Here is a 14,200-nt window from a genome sequence, read left to right on the forward strand (position 1 = left end):
AGGCGTTCAAAGAAAAGAGCTAGTACAGAAGGAACTGACTCGAGGTCTTTGAGGTTGCTTCGCCGACCTTGGCAGTGAGGTAGTACGAAGCACCACCGGCAGGAACCTGATCGCGCACGCCACCACAGGTGTCGGGTGCGCTGCGCTCACGAGGCCAGGCAACTGGAGCTGATGGGTAGACAACACCGGGCTCCAATATGGCGACCGTGTCTGATCTTTCTGTTTGGCAGTCAGTAGAAACCCAGTAGGTTTCTGCACCAGAAGTAATGGTGAGTTGCTGGGCAGCTGTTCCCACGTTGTAGTAGCAGGCTGTGCTTCCTGTGTTCTGAATGGTCAAAGACAGATTAGGCAGAACACCTGCTTGGTAGTCGACCGCATCGGTGACTGGAGTGACCACGAGGTTCTTCACAGCACATTCTTTATAGGACGACACATCAACTGTGGGAGTGGGCGTAGGGGTGGGAGTCTCTGAGGCAACCGCGGTAGGTGTGGGTTTCGCTGTTGCGGTCGGTGTGGGCTCTGGCGTTGCCTGTCCAGGTCGAACAATGATGAGCACAACCGCAGTAACGACAGCAATAAGTGCGAGAAGAGCGACCAGTCTGCGGCGGCGATACACCGCGGGTGAGACGCGTCCAGGTTGTCCAGGCATCTGAGAGCTCATGCCCCTAAATTACCTACAGGACGCGCAGCATCCTTGTATTTCCCAGAGTGTTGGGTTTTACACGGGCAAGATCCAGGAATTCGGCAACACCCTCATCGTGCGAGAGCACCAATTGCGCATAGGTTTCAGGATCAATGATGGCGTCGGAGACTTCCACAAATCCGTGGCGAGTAAAGAAGTCCACCTCAAAGGTGAGGCAAAAGAGTCGACCAAGCCCCAACTCGGTGGCATCGTCGACGAGCCTGGCCAAGATGGCAGCACCAACACCTTTGCCCAGCCATTCGGGGGTCACAGCGAGGGTACGAATTTCACCCAAGTCCTGCCACATCACGTGCAGAGCACCACAGCCTATTCGGTTGCCGTCGCTGTCTTCTGCAATACGGAACTCTTGTACAGCCTCATAAATAGAGACCGCATCTTTACCCAACAAAACCCGCGAGTCCACGAGTGGCTTGGTGACTTCTAGAATCCATGGCACGTCTGCTGTGCGGGCACGACGAACGTGTATGGGTGAAGAAGTCATGCTCCCCAGAATACTCTGGCGGGAAGGCTACTCTCCGTCTGCCACAATCTCTGGGGTTGCGGCAATACCGTTTGCCTGTGAGGCAGCAGTGACCCCAACAACCTCACGAGCAGTGGTGGTGAAGACGAACTCGCCGCCAATAAAGTCCACGTGAACGTGATCTCCAGCTGCGAGCTGGCCTTCGAGAATCTTCTCGGAGAGGCGGTCTTCGACCTCGGCCTGCATCGCACGACGCAACGGACGAGCACCCAGGGCTGGGTCGAAGCCGACCTCGATGAGGCGGTCCTTCGCAGCTTGAGTGAGCTCGATGGTCATGTCGCGATCCATCATGCGGTCGCTCAGGCGCTTGGTGAACAGGTCCACGATCTGAACCAGCTCTTCCTTGCTCAGCTGAGGGAACACGATGATGTCATCAACACGGTTGAGGAACTCAGGCTTGAAGTGCTTCTTGAGTTCTTCGTTGACCTTGCCGCGCATGCGGTCGTAGTCATTGACGGCGTCACCTTCAAGCTGGAAACCAACAGGACCACCAGAGATTTCCTTGGTTCCCAAGTTGGTGGTCATGATGATGACGGTGTTCTTGAAGTCAACAACACGGCCTTGACCGTCGGTGAGACGACCCTCTTCCAGAATCTGCAGCAGAGAGTTGAAGATGTCAGGGTGTGCCTTCTCGATTTCATCGAAGAGAACAACACTGAATGGCTTGCGGCGCACCTTCTCGGTGAGCTGACCACCCTCTTCGAATCCAACGAATCCGGGAGGGGCACCAAACAGACGTGAGACGGTGTGCTTTTCACCGTATTCACTCATGTCGAGAGAGATCATGGCGTCTTCGTCATCGAACAGGAACTCAGCCAGTGCTTTAGCCAGCTCTGTCTTTCCCACACCGGTGGGACCAGCGAAGATGAAGGAACCAGCAGGACGCTTGGGGTCCTTCAGTCCAGCACGGGTGCGACGAATGGTCTTGGACAGGGCCGCGATGGCCTTCTCCTGACCAATCACACGCTGGTGCAGAGCCTTCTCCATGAAGACCAGGCGGGCTGATTCTTCTTCGGTGAGCTTGAAGACGGGGATACCGGTTGCTTGGGCTAGAACTTCAGCAATAACGCCCTCGTCCACGATGCCCTGGCCACCTGCATCGCCCTTGCGCCATTCAGCCTCACGGCGAACACGCTCAGCTTGCAGCTGCTTTTCTTCATCGCGCAGTGCGGCAGCACGTTCGAAGTCTTGATCTTCGATTGCTGCTTCCTTCTTGCTGCGGGTCAGAGCAATCTGGTCATCCAATTCACGCAACTCTGGTGGGTTGGAGAGGATGGATAGGCGCAGACGAGCACCTGCTTCGTCGATGAGGTCAATTGCCTTATCGGGAAGGAAGCGGTCCTGGATGTAACGGTCGGCAAGGTTTGCAGCCGCGACAATTGCACCATCGGTAATCTGAACCTTGTGGTGTGCTTCGTAACGGTCGCGCAGACCCTTCAAGATGTTGATGGCGTGAGGCAAGGAAGGCTCAGCAACCTGGATGGGCTGGAAGCGGCGCTCCAGCGCTGCATCCTTTTCAAAGTGCTTGCGGTATTCATCCAGAGTGGTCGCACCAATGGTCTGGAGTTCACCACGAGCAAGCAGTGGCTTAAGAATGGAGGCGGCATCGATAGCACCCTCGGCAGCACCAGCGCCGACTAGCGAGTGAATTTCATCAATGAAGGTGATGATGTCGCCTCGGGTACGAATCTCTTTGGTGACCTTCTTGAGGCGCTCTTCAAAGTCACCGCGGTAACGAGAACCAGCGATGAGTGAGCCCAGGTCGAGTGTGTAGAGCTGCTTGTCCTTGAGGGTCTCAGGAACATTGCCGGAGACAATCGCTTGTGCGAGACCTTCCACAACGGCAGTCTTACCAACACCGGGCTCACCGATCAGAACAGGGTTGTTTTTGGAGCGGCGAGAAAGAATCTGCATGACGCGTTCAATCTCTTTTTCACGACCGATTACAGGGTCAAGCTTTCCTTCACGAGCTGCAGCGGTGAGGTTACGACCGAACTGGTCAAGAACCTGAGAACCACCCTGAGCAGAGGCTGCCTCGTCCTTGTTTCCGGCAGCAACAGGCTCCTTGCCCTGGAAGCCAGACAGAAGCTGAATAACCTGCTGACGAACACGGTTGAGGTCAGCACCAAGCTTGACCAGAACCTGTGCAGCAACGCCTTCACCCTCACGGATGAGGCCTAAGAGGATGTGCTCGGTGCCAATGTAGTTGTGACCAAGCTGCAGTGCTTCACGCAGCGATAGTTCGAGAACTTTCTTCGCACGTGGAGTGAAAGGGATGTGGCCGGTGGGCTGCTGCTGTCCCTGACCAATGATGTCTTGGACCTGCTCGCGCACCGCATCGAGGGAGATGTTGAGAGACTCGAGAGCCTTCGCTGCAACACCTTCGCCTTCGTGGATGAGACCTAGAAGGATGTGCTCCGTGCCGATGTAGTTGTGATTGAGCATCTTGGCTTCTTCTTGCGCCAAGACAACGACGCGGCGAGCGCGGTCGGTAAATCTCTCAAACATTTCTCTCCCATCAGCACTGTGGTGTTCGTATCCAGTGCAGGTCTTGCTTTTGAGAGTAACGCCGTATTGCTCTTAAAGATGCCCCTGTTCGCCCACGGCGTGAGCTGGAATGGTGATGTTCGCTGGAGGGGGAACATCTGGTGCCACGGAATAAATACTTAGCCAGAAACGTAGTCTGTAGGTATGAGCATTCTGACTCCTCGTGATGTGCCCCTCGGAGGCCTGCGAGCGATGACAGTGCGCAGAACTTTACCTAACCGGCACCGCACCACCATTGGTGCATGGTGCTTTGTTGATCACTTTGGTCCAGACCTGGTTGAACACAGTGGTGGCATGCATGTTGCACCTCACCCTCACACGGGCTTACAAACTGTCACCTGGCTTTTTGAGGGTGAGGTGGAGCACCACGACAGTGTGGGCAGTAGTCAATTAGTCAGTCCTGGTCAGGTGAACCTCATGACTGCTGGTGCAGGGATCTCTCACTCGGAGGTCTCTACCTCCACCACCTCCCGGCTTCATGGTGTGCAGTTATGGGTTGCCCTACCTGATGAACACCGGTTCATTGCTCCTTTCTTTGAACACCACGTCTCTCCCCGGATGACTATTGGTCCAGCCCAATTCACTGTGTTTGTGGGAAGTCTCACCGGCGAGGATGTCACCGCTACCTCCACAGCCACGACGTTTACTGGTCTTGTTGCTGCTGAAATCTTGATTCCTGAAAAAACCACCATCGCCATCCCCGTTGACCACAGCTATGAGCACGGTTTCCTTATTGATTCGGGTGAGCTCACCGTCAATGACGAACAGGCCCTCAAAGACGAGCTTGCTTATGTTGAGCCTGGCCACACCAGCATCACCATCGCCACCGGTGATGTTCCCTCTCGAGTGTTAATGATCGGTGGCGAGCCGTTCGAAGAAGAGCTCGTGATGTGGTGGAACTTCATTGGCCGCAGCCATGAAGAAATAGTTCAGATGCGCCAGCAGTGGCAAAGCAATGTAGTTGAGGGCTCCAATCCTGACGGAGTATTTGGTACCGTCGCATACGAGGGCCCCGTAATTCCCGCCCCAGAAATGCCTCACGTTCACCTTCGACCACGAAAGTTGCCCAGGCCATGAGTGATCTCTATGACGGAACCGAGAACCGCAAATTCGGTCGAGTGTATAAAAAAGAAACCCCCGACATCCTGGAAGCGTTCCTTGCTTTCGACAACGCGGTCTTCGCTGAAGAGGGTCGCGCTATCCCACTGAAGTTCCGTGAGCTCATGGCGCTCAGTGTTGCCTTCACCACTCAATGCTCTTTCTGCATCGATGCCCACACCAAGGGTGCGATTAAAGCTGGCGCAAACGATGCCGAGATTGCTGAAGCAGCCTGGGTTGCTGCAGCACTGCGTGCAGGTGGTGCGTTTACGCACGGTCGCATGGCGCTGCAGATCAGTGACTCCGTGAATCACGAGCACTAATCATGGCCGACATTCAACACCCCGAATCTGTTGAGCGTTTCCGCGCGGCTCTGAAAGAGCACGGCGCGGAAGGTGATGTTGTTCGCCTCGATGACAACGCCCACACCGCCCAAGCCGCAGCGGAAGGTCTCGGCATTACGAGGGGCCAGATAGCGAACTCGCTCGTTTTCCTCGCCGATGGCGAACCCGTTCTCGTAATGAGTTCTGGTGGACACCGCGTGGACACCGACAAAGTCTCTGCTGCGTTTGGTGGGAAGAAGATCACCAAGGCCAACGCCGATGACGTTCGTGCTGCCACTGGCTATGTCATTGGTGGAGTCTCACCCGTGGGACTTGCCACCGAACTTCCCACTCTGGTGGACAACGACCTAGCCCAGTACGACACCATCTGGTCTGCAGGAGGTCACCCGGCCTATGTCTACCAAACCACCTTTAGCGAACTGGTTCGGATGACTGGCGGAACTCCCGCCGATATTGGTGAGTAAAAACTCCAGGTAATTTACTTGCCTGATTCGGTGCCGTGCACCGCAAATTCATCAATCGCGTCGAGTTCTTCTGGCTCAAACTCTGGACCGTGAATAGCAGCGATGTTGTCTTCGAGTTGCTTCACAGAGGAGGCACCAATCAAGGCTGAGGTGACCCCAGGGTTACGCAGAGTCCATAACAGTGCCATCTGAGCGAGCGTCTGACCGCGGGCCTCGGCGATAGCCGCCAGACCGCGGACGCGCTCGAGATAGGTGTCGGTGATTGTGGACGCTTTGAGATGTTCGCCCACTGCAGCACGGGAGTCTTTGGGAACCCCACCAAGATAACGGTCGGTGAGAAGGCCCTGAGCAAGTGGCGAGAAAACGATGCACCCGGCACCAATCTCGTCGAGGGTATAGAGCAGGCCGGAACGCTCGATGGTGCGATCAAACATGGAGTAGCGAGGCTGGTGAATCAGCAGAGGAACACCGAGTCGATCCAGTTCTTTCTTTGCAGCGATGGTTTGTTCAGGAGTGTACGAAGAGATCCCGACATACAGTGCCTTGCCCTGCTGCACGATCGAAGACAGTGCACCCATGGTTTCTTCTATGGGGGTGTTGGGGTCCGGGCGGTGGGAGTAGAAGATGTCGACATAGTCCAAGCCCATGCGGGTCAGGCTCTGATCAAGAGATGAGATGAGGTACTTCCGAGTTCCCCACTCGCCATAGGGTCCATCCCACATGAAATATCCGGCTTTGGAGGAGATAACCATTTCATCGCGATAGGGCTTGAAGTCTGAAGCCAGCACTTCACCGAAGTGGCTTTCAGCCGAGCCAGCAGGAACACCGTAGTTGTTGGCTAAATCAAAATGAGTCACGCCCAAGTCAAAAGCACGACGAAGAATCTGCTTTTGGTTCTTGAGAGATCCTTCGTCTCCGAAGTTGTGCCACAGGCCTAAGGAAATCTCAGGAAGCTTCAAACCCCATTTACCGCTTCTGCGGTAGTTCATGATGTCGTAGCGTGAGGGCGCTGCTTCATAAGCCATAGAGAAAACTTTCGTTACTGCAGTGAGGAAGTCAGACGTGCTAAACCGTCAAGAACGGTTGAGCGCAGAGGCTGCTGCATCCACTCGTCAAGGGTCAGTGCACGAGAGTCATTGCGATAGGCAGCCTCAACATCACGCATCTGCTTGACGAAAGAAGCGCCCTTAACCATGAGAGACACCTCAAGGTTGAGGGAGAAGGATCGCATGTCCATGTTGGAGGAACCGATCACCGCAACCTCGTCATCGATGGACATGTGCTTGGAGTGCAAGATGGTCGGTGCTTTATACAGCCAAATAACAACACCGGCACGAAGCAGTGCTTCGTAGTAGGAACGCTGTGCGTGGTAAACCAACGCTTGGTCTCCAATTTCGGAGACGAACAGTTCCACGCGAACACCACGCTGGCATGCTGAGGTGATGGCATACATCAAAGACTCATCAGGGACGAAGTAAGGCGAAGTAATGATGATCTTCTCTTGAGCTGAATACATCAGCGCTAAGAACATCCGCAGGTTGTTCTCGGAAGCAAAGCCCGGGCCGGAGGGAACAATCTGGCAATCCAGGGCGTTTTTATTTGACGTGGTTGATAGTGGAGCTGCCTCACGTGTGAGCAGAACATCTGTCTCGGAATACCAGTCAGTAATGAAGATGGCGTTCAAACCAGCAACAATGGGCCCTTCCAGGCGAACCATGGCATCTTTCCAGTGCAGTCCACGCTTGATGTTGGACTTCTTGAGGTAACTGGAGTCAATGAGGTTTTGTGAACCCATCCAGCCGATCTTCGAGTCGATGATCAAGAGCTTGCGGTGGTTGCGCAAATCTGGTCGCTCGTACTTTCCTTCAAGAGGGAGGAAAGGAAGCATGAGGTGCCATTCGGCACCGATAGCAGTCAGACGCTTCTTGGTTTCTTTATAACCGACGGTGCGTTTTCCAGCAATGTGGTCAAAGAGCACACGTACCTTGACGCCACGTTGAACTGCGCGCTCCATCGCTTGGAACAGTGGTTCTGTTGTGGAGTCGGCCGCCAAGATGTAGAACTCGACGTGAACGTAGTTCTTCGCTTTATCGATGTCTGCTGCCATATCGAGAAAGTTTTTCTCGTAGTCGATCTGCATCTGTGCGCTGTTGCCACCAATCATCGGCATAGCACCCAAGTTGCGGTTCATCGTAACGATGGAATCCAACCATGCCGGCCAGGACTTGTCGTGCTTTACCTTGTCCATGCCCTCGGTGGAGTCCATGATGAACTGGTTAATTTCTGCCTGGCGACGGCGACGCTTGCGGCCCAAGCGTGGACTACCAATGAGCAGGAACAAAATCACGCCGATGAACGGAATGAAGAAGATAGCAAGTAACCAGCCCAAGGCAGAGGATGGACGACGGTTGCGAGGAACAATAATGATTGCGGCAACGCGGATAGCGAAGTCAATCAGGAACAGGATGATGGTGATCCAGAAATTCACATCACCCTGTGTCATTGTTTTTCCCCATTTTGTGAGTCAGTAGACAAGCCGCGCTTAGCGCGTTCTTCGGCTTCCAGCTTGGCGTAGGTTTCGCGTTCGGTTCGATCCGAACGCAAAATGGACCGAATAATCAACCAGAACAAAAGCCCCAGAATGACAGTGGGTGTGATCGACCACAGGGCATTAATCCAGAAGTTGTCCATGCTTGTCAGACTACCGGTGTGAACTGATTACTTCACCAGGGGAAACATAATGGTTTCCCTGATACCAAGACCAGTAATGGCCATGAGAAGGCGGTCCATACCCATGCCCATGCCGCCAGCAGGTGGCATGGCGTGCTCGAGAGCTTTGAGGAAGTCTTCGTCCAGGCGCATTGCTTCCACATCGCCTTTAGCGCTCAGTGCAGCCTGCTGCACAAAACGCTCACGCTGGATGACGGGGTCATTGAGTTCGGAATAACCGGTGGCAAGTTCGAAGCCTCGAACGTAGAGGTCCCACTTTTCCACCACGCCAGGAATTGAGCGGTGCTCTTTCACGAGCGGGCTTGTTTCGACTGGGAAGTCCATCACGAATGTGGGACGGCTGAGACCATCTTTCACGAAGTGCTCCCACAGCTCTTCCACGAGCTTGCCGTGGTTAGCGAGGTGTACTTCGACGCCTTCTTTATCTGCCATTTTTTGCAATTCGGCAACTGAGGTTTCGGGAGTGATTTCTACACCGGAAGCTTCGCTGAGCGAGTGGTACATGCTGATGCGATCCCACTGACCACCGAGATCAAACTCGGTGCCATCAGCCCAGGTGACCACGTGGCTACCGGCAACGGCCAGAGCAGCATCCTGGATGAGCTTTTGGGTGAGGTCTGCAATCGAGTTGTAGTCGCCGTATGCCTCATAGGCTTCGAGCATCGCAAACTCGGGTGAGTGAGTGCTGTCAGCACCCTCGTTGCGGAAGTTGCGGTTTATCTCATAGACACGTTCAATGCCACCAACCAGAGCACGTTTCAAATACAGCTCGGGAGCGATGCGCAAGAACAGCTCCATATCGAAGGCATTCGAGTGGGTCACAAAGGGGCGAGCAGATGCTCCACCGTGCATGACCTGAAGCATGGGAGTTTCAACCTCAACGAAGTCGAGTGAAGTGAAGGTCTCACGCAGTGAGGCCATGGTCTTCGCGCGAGCGAAGACAGTCTTGCGTGCTTGTTCACGCACGATGAGGTCAAGGTAGCGGGCACGAACACGAGTTTCCTCGTTGAGCTCATTGTGCATGTTCGGCAAAGGAAGAACTGCCTTAGAAGCCATCTTCCATTCGGAGACCATGATCGAAAGCTCACCGCGGCGTGAAGAGATCACCTCACCGCTGACAAAGATGAGATCACCTAAATCAACGAGGTCTTTCCAAAGTTCAAGCTGTTCGTCGCCGACTTCTGCCAGAGAAACCATGGCCTGGATGCGACTGCCGTCACCTGACTGCAAACTGGCAAAGCACAGCTTGCCAGTGTTGCGCAGGTGAACAATACGACCAGCTACACCCACGGTTACACCTGTGGTGGCGTCAGCTTCAAGACCATCAAAGCGTTCACGAACTGAGCTAATGCTGTCCGTGACAGGAACGCTGACGGGATATGCCCCGATACCCAGTTCGTTTAAGCGCTCACGCTTGGTGAGACGAACGGCCTTCTGCTCGCTGACTTCGGCTTCTGTCAGTTCGGGCTCAGGTGCGGTGTTCTCACTCATGCGTGGAGTCTTTCAATGTTTTCGGTATCAATCAGGCGTGTATTTCCCACCTTCGCGGCCACCACCACAGTGACTGGTCCCTGATAGTCATCTGGAACAGGCAAGAAAGTGGTGGGATCGACTAGGTCGAGATACTCAAGTCTAACCAGCGGGTACTGCTCGAATGCTCGGATGCCTGCTTCCCGAGTACCCTGAACGCCTTCATGCAGTGCTGCATGAGAAGCAGCAAGAAGAGCGTGCGGCAGCGCTGCTGCCGCTGCGCGCTCTTCCTCACTGAGATAACGGTTGCGGCTGGAGAGGGCAACGCCGTCTTCTTCGCGGACGGTGGGAACCACCTCAAAGGTGATGGGCAGCTTATTTTCTGTAATGAGCTGGCGAACTAAGAACACTTGCTGGGCATCCTTTTGCCCAAACACAGCAACATCCGGTTTCACGAGCTCAAAGAGTCTGGCAACCACCGTCAGCACACCGTCGAAATGGCCTGGTCTGCTTGCCCCTTCAAACAGATCACCCACTGGTCCTGCGTGCTGTGCAGGAACAGCTTCTCCCCCAACGCGGTCAGGATAAACCTCATCAGCATCAGGAGCAAAGACATAGTCTGCTGCTTCGGCTAGCGCAGCAACATCTGAATCGAGGGTGCGCGGATACCGATCAAAATCTTCGCCAGCACCAAACTGCAGTGGGTTCACAAAGATGGAAACCACCACCACATCTGCTAATTCACGGGCCCGTGATACCAGTGCCAAATGTCCTCGGTGGAGAGCACCCATAGTGGGCACGAGTGCCAGGGTCTTACCATCTGCGGTCAGCCGTGCTCTCAGTTCTGCTAACTCGGCCTCGGTGTGAAGAACGACGGGTGTGCTCATACGAGATCGTCGATTCCAGTAAAGCCCAAACGTGACGCATCTCCTGCCTGACCGAGGGCGTTGTCAACGGTGGAACGAATCAGTGGGGCAACAATGCGCCCGGGATTCTCGATGCCCATCTCTGCCAGAATTCCGGTTGCCTGCTCCACGATGGCCAGTGAAAACTGTGAGGCCGTTGCAATGGCCTCGGCATAGGCAGGTCGCTGGTTCTCGGCAATAACAATAGGTTCGCCGCCCATCTCCACGGCGAGCGCTTGACCAATCGGCAAAACCGGTGTTGGTGCTGTCACGGCAATGTAGCTTTCACTCAGTCGGGAAATATCCATGCTGGTTCCCGTGAACGCCATTGCCGGATGCAATGCCAGCGGAATTACTCCTGCTTGTTGAGCAGGGAGGAGAACATCAACCCCATACTTCGCCGAAGTGTGCAGCACGATCTGTCCTGGCTGCCATGCTCCCGCAGTGGCAAGGCCGGTAATCAAGCCTGGAAGTTCTTCATCAGGAACAGCAATGAGAACGAGTTCGCTGCGCTCAACAATCTGAGTAACATCCAAGACGGGTACCTGTGGAAGTAGTGCAGCTGCGCGCTCTTTGCTTTGCTCTGAGATTGCGGAGATACCGACAAGAGCATGACCGGCTCCTGCTAGCGCAGCACCCAGAATCGGCCCGACGTTGCCAGCACCGATGATGCCGACGCCGAGGCGTCCATCACGCTGTTGGTTCACCGACAGCCCCTTCGTCATTGTCTTCGGGAGGAAGCGCGCACAACGATTCGGCGATCAGTCCAGCTGCAACCAGAGTGGCTGCTGAAACGATGTGCAAGATGACGTTGGTCAAAATTGCTTCGTTAGGGGCGATGGGTCGGCTGAAGAGATAGAACAGTATTCCTGCGCCCACACCACCTAGTAACGCTCCTGCAAGGCTGCTTGCTTTCGCTAGTGCCAACACACGAGCAGCGTAGAGCGGGTCAATGGGTTCTTTACGTTTTCCTGTGACGCGGCGACGAATAGGAATGGCTAACAAGATGACTGCAACTGCAACCGCCGCCAAAGTTACGGCAACAGTGAGCGGCGGAACAAAGATGAGCCCACCACGGGACTGCATGACAAGTTCAAAGAGGTAAGCAACGACGCCACCAATGAGGAAGAGTCCGATCAGTGGAGCAGGTCCCGTGCGTTTCATGCTGTGGCCTCCCATCGTTGAAGTTCGTGACGCAGTTGATCTGCTAAAGGAGCAAGTGCTCCGACTGGTTCTACTGTGGCATCTGGTTGAACATCACACCAGGGAACAACAACAAAGGAGCGCTCTAAAGCGCGAGGGTGAGGAATGGTGAGATGCTCGGTGGCCATCTCCACGCCATCCACCCACACGATGTCGAGATCGAGAGTGCGATCACCCCAACGTTCGTGACGCTCACGGCCGTGGTCTTGTTCAATCCCGGCAAGCTCGGTCAACAAATCTTGCGGAGGAAGATCCGTGTTGATTAATGCCACAGCATTGAGGTACTCAGGGGCATCCAAATCGACACCTTCAGGTTTGATGGCAGCTGATTGATACAGCGGTGACATCGACAACAACACTGTTCCGCCCAGGTCGCCTAGTTCTCGAGCTGCGTCTCGGATGGTTTGTGCACGATCACCCAGGTTGGAGCCAAAGGCGATAATGGCATTTCTGCGTTGAGCATCCATTAGCGGGTGCGCTCTATCGTCACGGCAACATCGGCAAACGGGACGCTGATGGGTGCTTCAGGTTTGTGCACGGTGACCTCAACACGGTCAACTGGCTTATGCGCAAGCACGACCAGTGCCACGCGTTCTGCGACTGTTTCAATAAGGTCCACCGGTTCGCTGGCGACAGCTGCCACCACTTCTTCTGCCAGTTCGCCATAGTGCACCGTTTGCGCAAGGTCATCAGAGAGTGCTGCTGGAGAAAGGTCCAGCCACGCGGTGACATCGATGATGAAAAGTTGACCTTGTTCGCGTTCGAAGTCGAAGACGCCGTGGTTGGCGTGGACGCGTAAACCGGTAAGTGTGATGCGATCCTTAGCCACGGGCACCCTTATTCCAGGATTCCAATACGCGCAGCGCACCATACGTACGAGCCACGTCATGAACTCGAACACCCCAGGCACCAGCCTGTGCTGCCAAAACACTCACGGCAACACTGGCAGAGTCACGATCTTCCATCGTGGCGTCTTCAGGAAGCAAGGCGGCAAGGAAACGTTTGCGAGAGGCACCGATCAACAATGGATAACCCAGTGCTTTGAGCTCATCGAGACGACCGAGCATCTGCCAATTGTGTTCAGAGTTTTTTGCAAAACCCAAGCCAGGATCCAGAATGAGCTTCTCAGGTTTGATGCCTTCTTCAAGAAGTGCCTCAACTCGGTCGCTTAGTTCACGGGTGATGTCCGTGGGTGCATCTTTATAGAGAGCCTTGTTGTCCATGTTCACCGAGTGGCCACGCCAGTGGCTGGCGATATACATCGCGTCAGATTGTGCGACCATCCTGGGCATAAAGAAATCTGCGAGACCACCTGAGACATCGTTCACATAGGTTGCACCGTGCTCCACGGCAAGCAGCGCTGTAGCAGCGTTCATGGTGTCGATGCTGACGGTGGCGCCAGAGCGCACCAGCGCTCCCACCACCGGCAGCACGCGAAGTTGTTCTTCTTCCACGCTGACGCGCTGTGCACCAGGCCTGGTTGATTCTCCACCGATGTCGATGATGTCCGCGCCTTGTTCCATCATGGCGATGCCGTGCTTGATGGCTGCTTCGGTGTTGAGGAATTTTCCGCCGTCACTAAACGAGTCTTCGGTGACGTTGAGAATCCCCATGATGAGGGTGCGATGCTCAGTCATGATCGTGTCCTGCAGTTGACGTACCTATCAGCGTCATAATTTCAGCACGCGCAACAGGGTCGGTCAATTCCCCTCGAGAGGCGATGGTGATGGTTCTGCTGTCTGTTTGTTCAACACCGCGTGCTCCCACGCACTGGTGCTTGGCTTCAACTACAACCACGACTCCGCGAGGGTCTAGGCCCTCGACCAGGGCGTCCGCAATCTGTTCTGTGAGACTTTCTTGCATTTGTGGACGTGCAGCCAGGGTGTTCACCACGCGAGGAAGTTTCCCCAACCCGACAACCCGGTCGCCGGGCAGATAGGCCAGGTGAGCAACACCTAAGAATGGCAATAGGTGGTGTTCACACATCGACCGGACGGTGATATTTGTGACCACCACGGCATCGGAGAGTTGGTCTACAGGAACACTCTCGGCAAGATGCACTAGAGGGTCTTCTCCCACGCCAGCGAAAAACTCCGAGTAGGCCTGAGCAACCCTTTCCGGGGTCGTTGAAAAACCTTCCTTCGTCGGGTCCTCGCCGATGGCGTGCAGGAGCTCGACGACGGCAGCTTCAATTCGTGCCCGGTCGATTGCCATGA

17 protein-coding genes are annotated in these 14,200 nt (G+C 54.9%); 3 read left to right on the forward strand and 14 right to left on the reverse strand.

Features of this window, described 5'->3' with window-relative positions; all coding sequences use genetic code 11:
- Positions 1 to 19: 19 nt before the first annotated feature.
- Genes AUMI_RS06415 through AUMI_RS06425 form a run of 3 tightly spaced genes read right to left on the reverse strand, consistent with a single transcriptional unit; the run spans position 20 to position 3,731 of the window.
- Positions 20 to 661 carry a hypothetical protein gene (locus tag AUMI_RS06415; protein WP_172418272.1) on the reverse strand — a complete coding sequence of 214 codons (642 nt, stop codon included), beginning with the start codon at positions 659 to 661 and terminating at the stop codon, positions 20 to 22.
- Positions 662 to 674: 13 nt separating this feature from the next.
- Complete coding sequence (locus AUMI_RS06420) at positions 675 to 1,184, reverse strand: amino-acid N-acetyltransferase (protein WP_096382630.1); 510 nt, start codon at positions 1,182 to 1,184, stop codon at positions 675 to 677.
- A gap of 27 nt (positions 1,185 to 1,211) precedes the next feature.
- The gene (locus AUMI_RS06425; protein WP_096382633.1) at positions 1,212 to 3,731 is read right to left on the reverse strand and encodes an ATP-dependent Clp protease ATP-binding subunit; all 2,520 of its coding nucleotides are present in this window, start codon (positions 3,729 to 3,731) and stop codon (positions 1,212 to 1,214) included.
- Positions 3,732 to 3,914: 183 nt separating this feature from the next.
- Here AUMI_RS06425 and AUMI_RS06430 point away from each other — a divergent pair, with 183 nt between their 5' ends.
- The 3 genes from AUMI_RS06430 to AUMI_RS06440 are packed head-to-tail and all read left to right on the forward strand — an operon-like array spanning position 3,915 to position 5,676.
- Positions 3,915 to 4,847 carry a pirin family protein gene (locus AUMI_RS06430; protein ID WP_096382635.1) on the forward strand — a complete coding sequence of 311 codons (933 nt, stop codon included), beginning with the start codon at positions 3,915 to 3,917 and terminating at the stop codon, positions 4,845 to 4,847.
- Entirely contained in the window at positions 4,844 to 5,191 is a 348-nt protein-coding gene (locus tag AUMI_RS06435; RefSeq protein WP_096382638.1) for a carboxymuconolactone decarboxylase family protein, read from the forward strand. Before AUMI_RS06430 ends, AUMI_RS06435 begins: the two co-directional genes overlap by 4 nt.
- 2 nt (positions 5,192 to 5,193) lie before the next feature.
- A complete protein-coding gene (locus AUMI_RS06440) occupies positions 5,194 to 5,676 on the forward strand; it encodes a YbaK/EbsC family protein (RefSeq protein WP_096382640.1) in 483 nt (160 codons plus the stop codon).
- 14 nt (positions 5,677 to 5,690) lie between these two features.
- On the opposite strand, the gene AUMI_RS06445 is transcribed toward AUMI_RS06440, so the two are convergent.
- Genes AUMI_RS06445 through folE form a run of 11 tightly spaced genes read right to left on the reverse strand, consistent with a single transcriptional unit; the run spans position 5,691 to position 14,198 of the window.
- A complete protein-coding gene (locus tag AUMI_RS06445; RefSeq protein ID WP_096382642.1) occupies positions 5,691 to 6,701 on the reverse strand; it encodes an aldo/keto reductase in 1,011 nt (336 codons plus the stop codon).
- A 14-nt stretch (positions 6,702 to 6,715) separates the two neighbouring features.
- Positions 6,716 to 8,179, reverse strand: a complete 1,464-nt coding sequence (gene cls / locus AUMI_RS06450) for a cardiolipin synthase (protein WP_096382644.1) — start codon at positions 8,177 to 8,179, stop codon at positions 6,716 to 6,718.
- Complete coding sequence (locus AUMI_RS06455) at positions 8,176 to 8,367, reverse strand: hypothetical protein (protein ID WP_096382647.1); 192 nt, start codon at positions 8,365 to 8,367, stop codon at positions 8,176 to 8,178. The genes cls and AUMI_RS06455 overlap by 4 nt, the downstream gene beginning before the upstream one ends.
- A gap of 27 nt (positions 8,368 to 8,394) precedes the next feature.
- Positions 8,395 to 9,897 (reverse strand): lysine--tRNA ligase, encoded by a 1,503-nt coding sequence (lysS, locus tag AUMI_RS06460; protein ID WP_096382649.1) that lies wholly within the window; start codon positions 9,895 to 9,897, stop codon positions 8,395 to 8,397.
- The gene (gene panC, locus AUMI_RS06465) at positions 9,894 to 10,763 is read right to left on the reverse strand and encodes a pantoate--beta-alanine ligase (RefSeq protein WP_096382652.1); all 870 of its coding nucleotides are present in this window, start codon (positions 10,761 to 10,763) and stop codon (positions 9,894 to 9,896) included. Before panC ends, lysS begins: the two co-directional genes overlap by 4 nt.
- Entirely contained in the window at positions 10,760 to 11,506 is a 747-nt protein-coding gene (locus AUMI_RS06470) for a Rossmann-like and DUF2520 domain-containing protein (RefSeq protein ID WP_096382655.1), read from the reverse strand. The genes panC and AUMI_RS06470 overlap by 4 nt, the downstream gene beginning before the upstream one ends.
- Positions 11,472 to 11,945, reverse strand: a complete 474-nt coding sequence (locus AUMI_RS06475) for a DUF3180 domain-containing protein (RefSeq protein WP_172418274.1) — start codon at positions 11,943 to 11,945, stop codon at positions 11,472 to 11,474. The genes AUMI_RS06470 and AUMI_RS06475 overlap by 35 nt, the downstream gene beginning before the upstream one ends.
- Positions 11,942 to 12,451 carry a 2-amino-4-hydroxy-6-hydroxymethyldihydropteridine diphosphokinase gene (gene folK / locus AUMI_RS06480; RefSeq protein ID WP_096382659.1) on the reverse strand — a complete coding sequence of 170 codons (510 nt, stop codon included), beginning with the start codon at positions 12,449 to 12,451 and terminating at the stop codon, positions 11,942 to 11,944. Before folK ends, AUMI_RS06475 begins: the two co-directional genes overlap by 4 nt.
- A complete protein-coding gene (gene folB / locus AUMI_RS06485) occupies positions 12,451 to 12,855 on the reverse strand; it encodes a dihydroneopterin aldolase (RefSeq protein WP_096382661.1) in 405 nt (134 codons plus the stop codon). The genes folK and folB overlap by 1 nt, the downstream gene beginning before the upstream one ends.
- A complete protein-coding gene (gene folP, locus AUMI_RS06490) occupies positions 12,806 to 13,621 on the reverse strand; it encodes a dihydropteroate synthase (RefSeq protein ID WP_231951724.1) in 816 nt (271 codons plus the stop codon). Before folP ends, folB begins: the two co-directional genes overlap by 50 nt.
- Positions 13,614 to 14,198 (reverse strand): GTP cyclohydrolase I FolE, encoded by a 585-nt coding sequence (folE, locus tag AUMI_RS06495; protein WP_172418275.1) that lies wholly within the window; start codon positions 14,196 to 14,198, stop codon positions 13,614 to 13,616. Before folE ends, folP begins: the two co-directional genes overlap by 8 nt.
- Positions 14,199 to 14,200: the final 2 nt, after the last annotated feature.

It is taken from the genome of Aurantimicrobium minutum, assembly GCF_002355535.1.
GTDB classification, from domain to species: domain Bacteria; phylum Actinomycetota; class Actinomycetes; order Actinomycetales; family Microbacteriaceae; genus Aurantimicrobium; species Aurantimicrobium minutum.

What these genes read in the sequence shown, in the direction of transcription:
- AUMI_RS06415 (WP_172418272.1), bottom strand. Translation starts at nt 661, where the DNA reads ATGAGCTCTCAGATGCCTGGACAACCTGGACGCGTCTCACCCGCGGTG.
- AUMI_RS06420 (WP_096382630.1), bottom strand. Translation starts at nt 1,184, where the DNA reads ATGACTTCTTCACCCATACACGTTCGTCGTGCCCGCACAGCAGACGTG.
- AUMI_RS06425 (WP_096382633.1), bottom strand. Translation starts at nt 3,731, where the DNA reads ATGTTTGAGAGATTTACCGACCGCGCTCGCCGCGTCGTTGTCTTGGCG.
- AUMI_RS06430 (WP_096382635.1), top strand. Translation starts at nt 3,915, where the DNA reads ATGAGCATTCTGACTCCTCGTGATGTGCCCCTCGGAGGCCTGCGAGCG.
- AUMI_RS06435 (WP_096382638.1), top strand. Translation starts at nt 4,844, where the DNA reads ATGAGTGATCTCTATGACGGAACCGAGAACCGCAAATTCGGTCGAGTG.
- AUMI_RS06440 (WP_096382640.1), top strand. Translation starts at nt 5,194, where the DNA reads ATGGCCGACATTCAACACCCCGAATCTGTTGAGCGTTTCCGCGCGGCT.
- AUMI_RS06445 (WP_096382642.1), bottom strand. Translation starts at nt 6,701, where the DNA reads ATGGCTTATGAAGCAGCGCCCTCACGCTACGACATCATGAACTACCGC.
- cls (WP_096382644.1), bottom strand. Translation starts at nt 8,179, where the DNA reads ATGACACAGGGTGATGTGAATTTCTGGATCACCATCATCCTGTTCCTG.
- AUMI_RS06455 (WP_096382647.1), bottom strand. Translation starts at nt 8,367, where the DNA reads ATGGACAACTTCTGGATTAATGCCCTGTGGTCGATCACACCCACTGTC.
- lysS (WP_096382649.1), bottom strand. Translation starts at nt 9,897, where the DNA reads ATGAGTGAGAACACCGCACCTGAGCCCGAACTGACAGAAGCCGAAGTC.
- panC (WP_096382652.1), bottom strand. Translation starts at nt 10,763, where the DNA reads ATGAGCACACCCGTCGTTCTTCACACCGAGGCCGAGTTAGCAGAACTG.
- AUMI_RS06470 (WP_096382655.1), bottom strand. Translation starts at nt 11,506, where the DNA reads ATGACGAAGGGGCTGTCGGTGAACCAACAGCGTGATGGACGCCTCGGC.
- AUMI_RS06475 (WP_172418274.1), bottom strand. Translation starts at nt 11,945, where the DNA reads ATGAAACGCACGGGACCTGCTCCACTGATCGGACTCTTCCTCATTGGT.
- folK (WP_096382659.1), bottom strand. Translation starts at nt 12,451, where the DNA reads ATGGATGCTCAACGCAGAAATGCCATTATCGCCTTTGGCTCCAACCTG.
- folB (WP_096382661.1), bottom strand. Translation starts at nt 12,855, where the DNA reads ATGGTGCGCTGCGCGTATTGGAATCCTGGAATAAGGGTGCCCGTGGCT.
- folP (WP_231951724.1), bottom strand. Translation starts at nt 13,621, where the DNA reads ATGACTGAGCATCGCACCCTCATCATGGGGATTCTCAACGTCACCGAA.
- folE (WP_172418275.1), bottom strand. Translation starts at nt 14,198, where the DNA reads ATGGCAATCGACCGGGCACGAATTGAAGCTGCCGTCGTCGAGCTCCTG.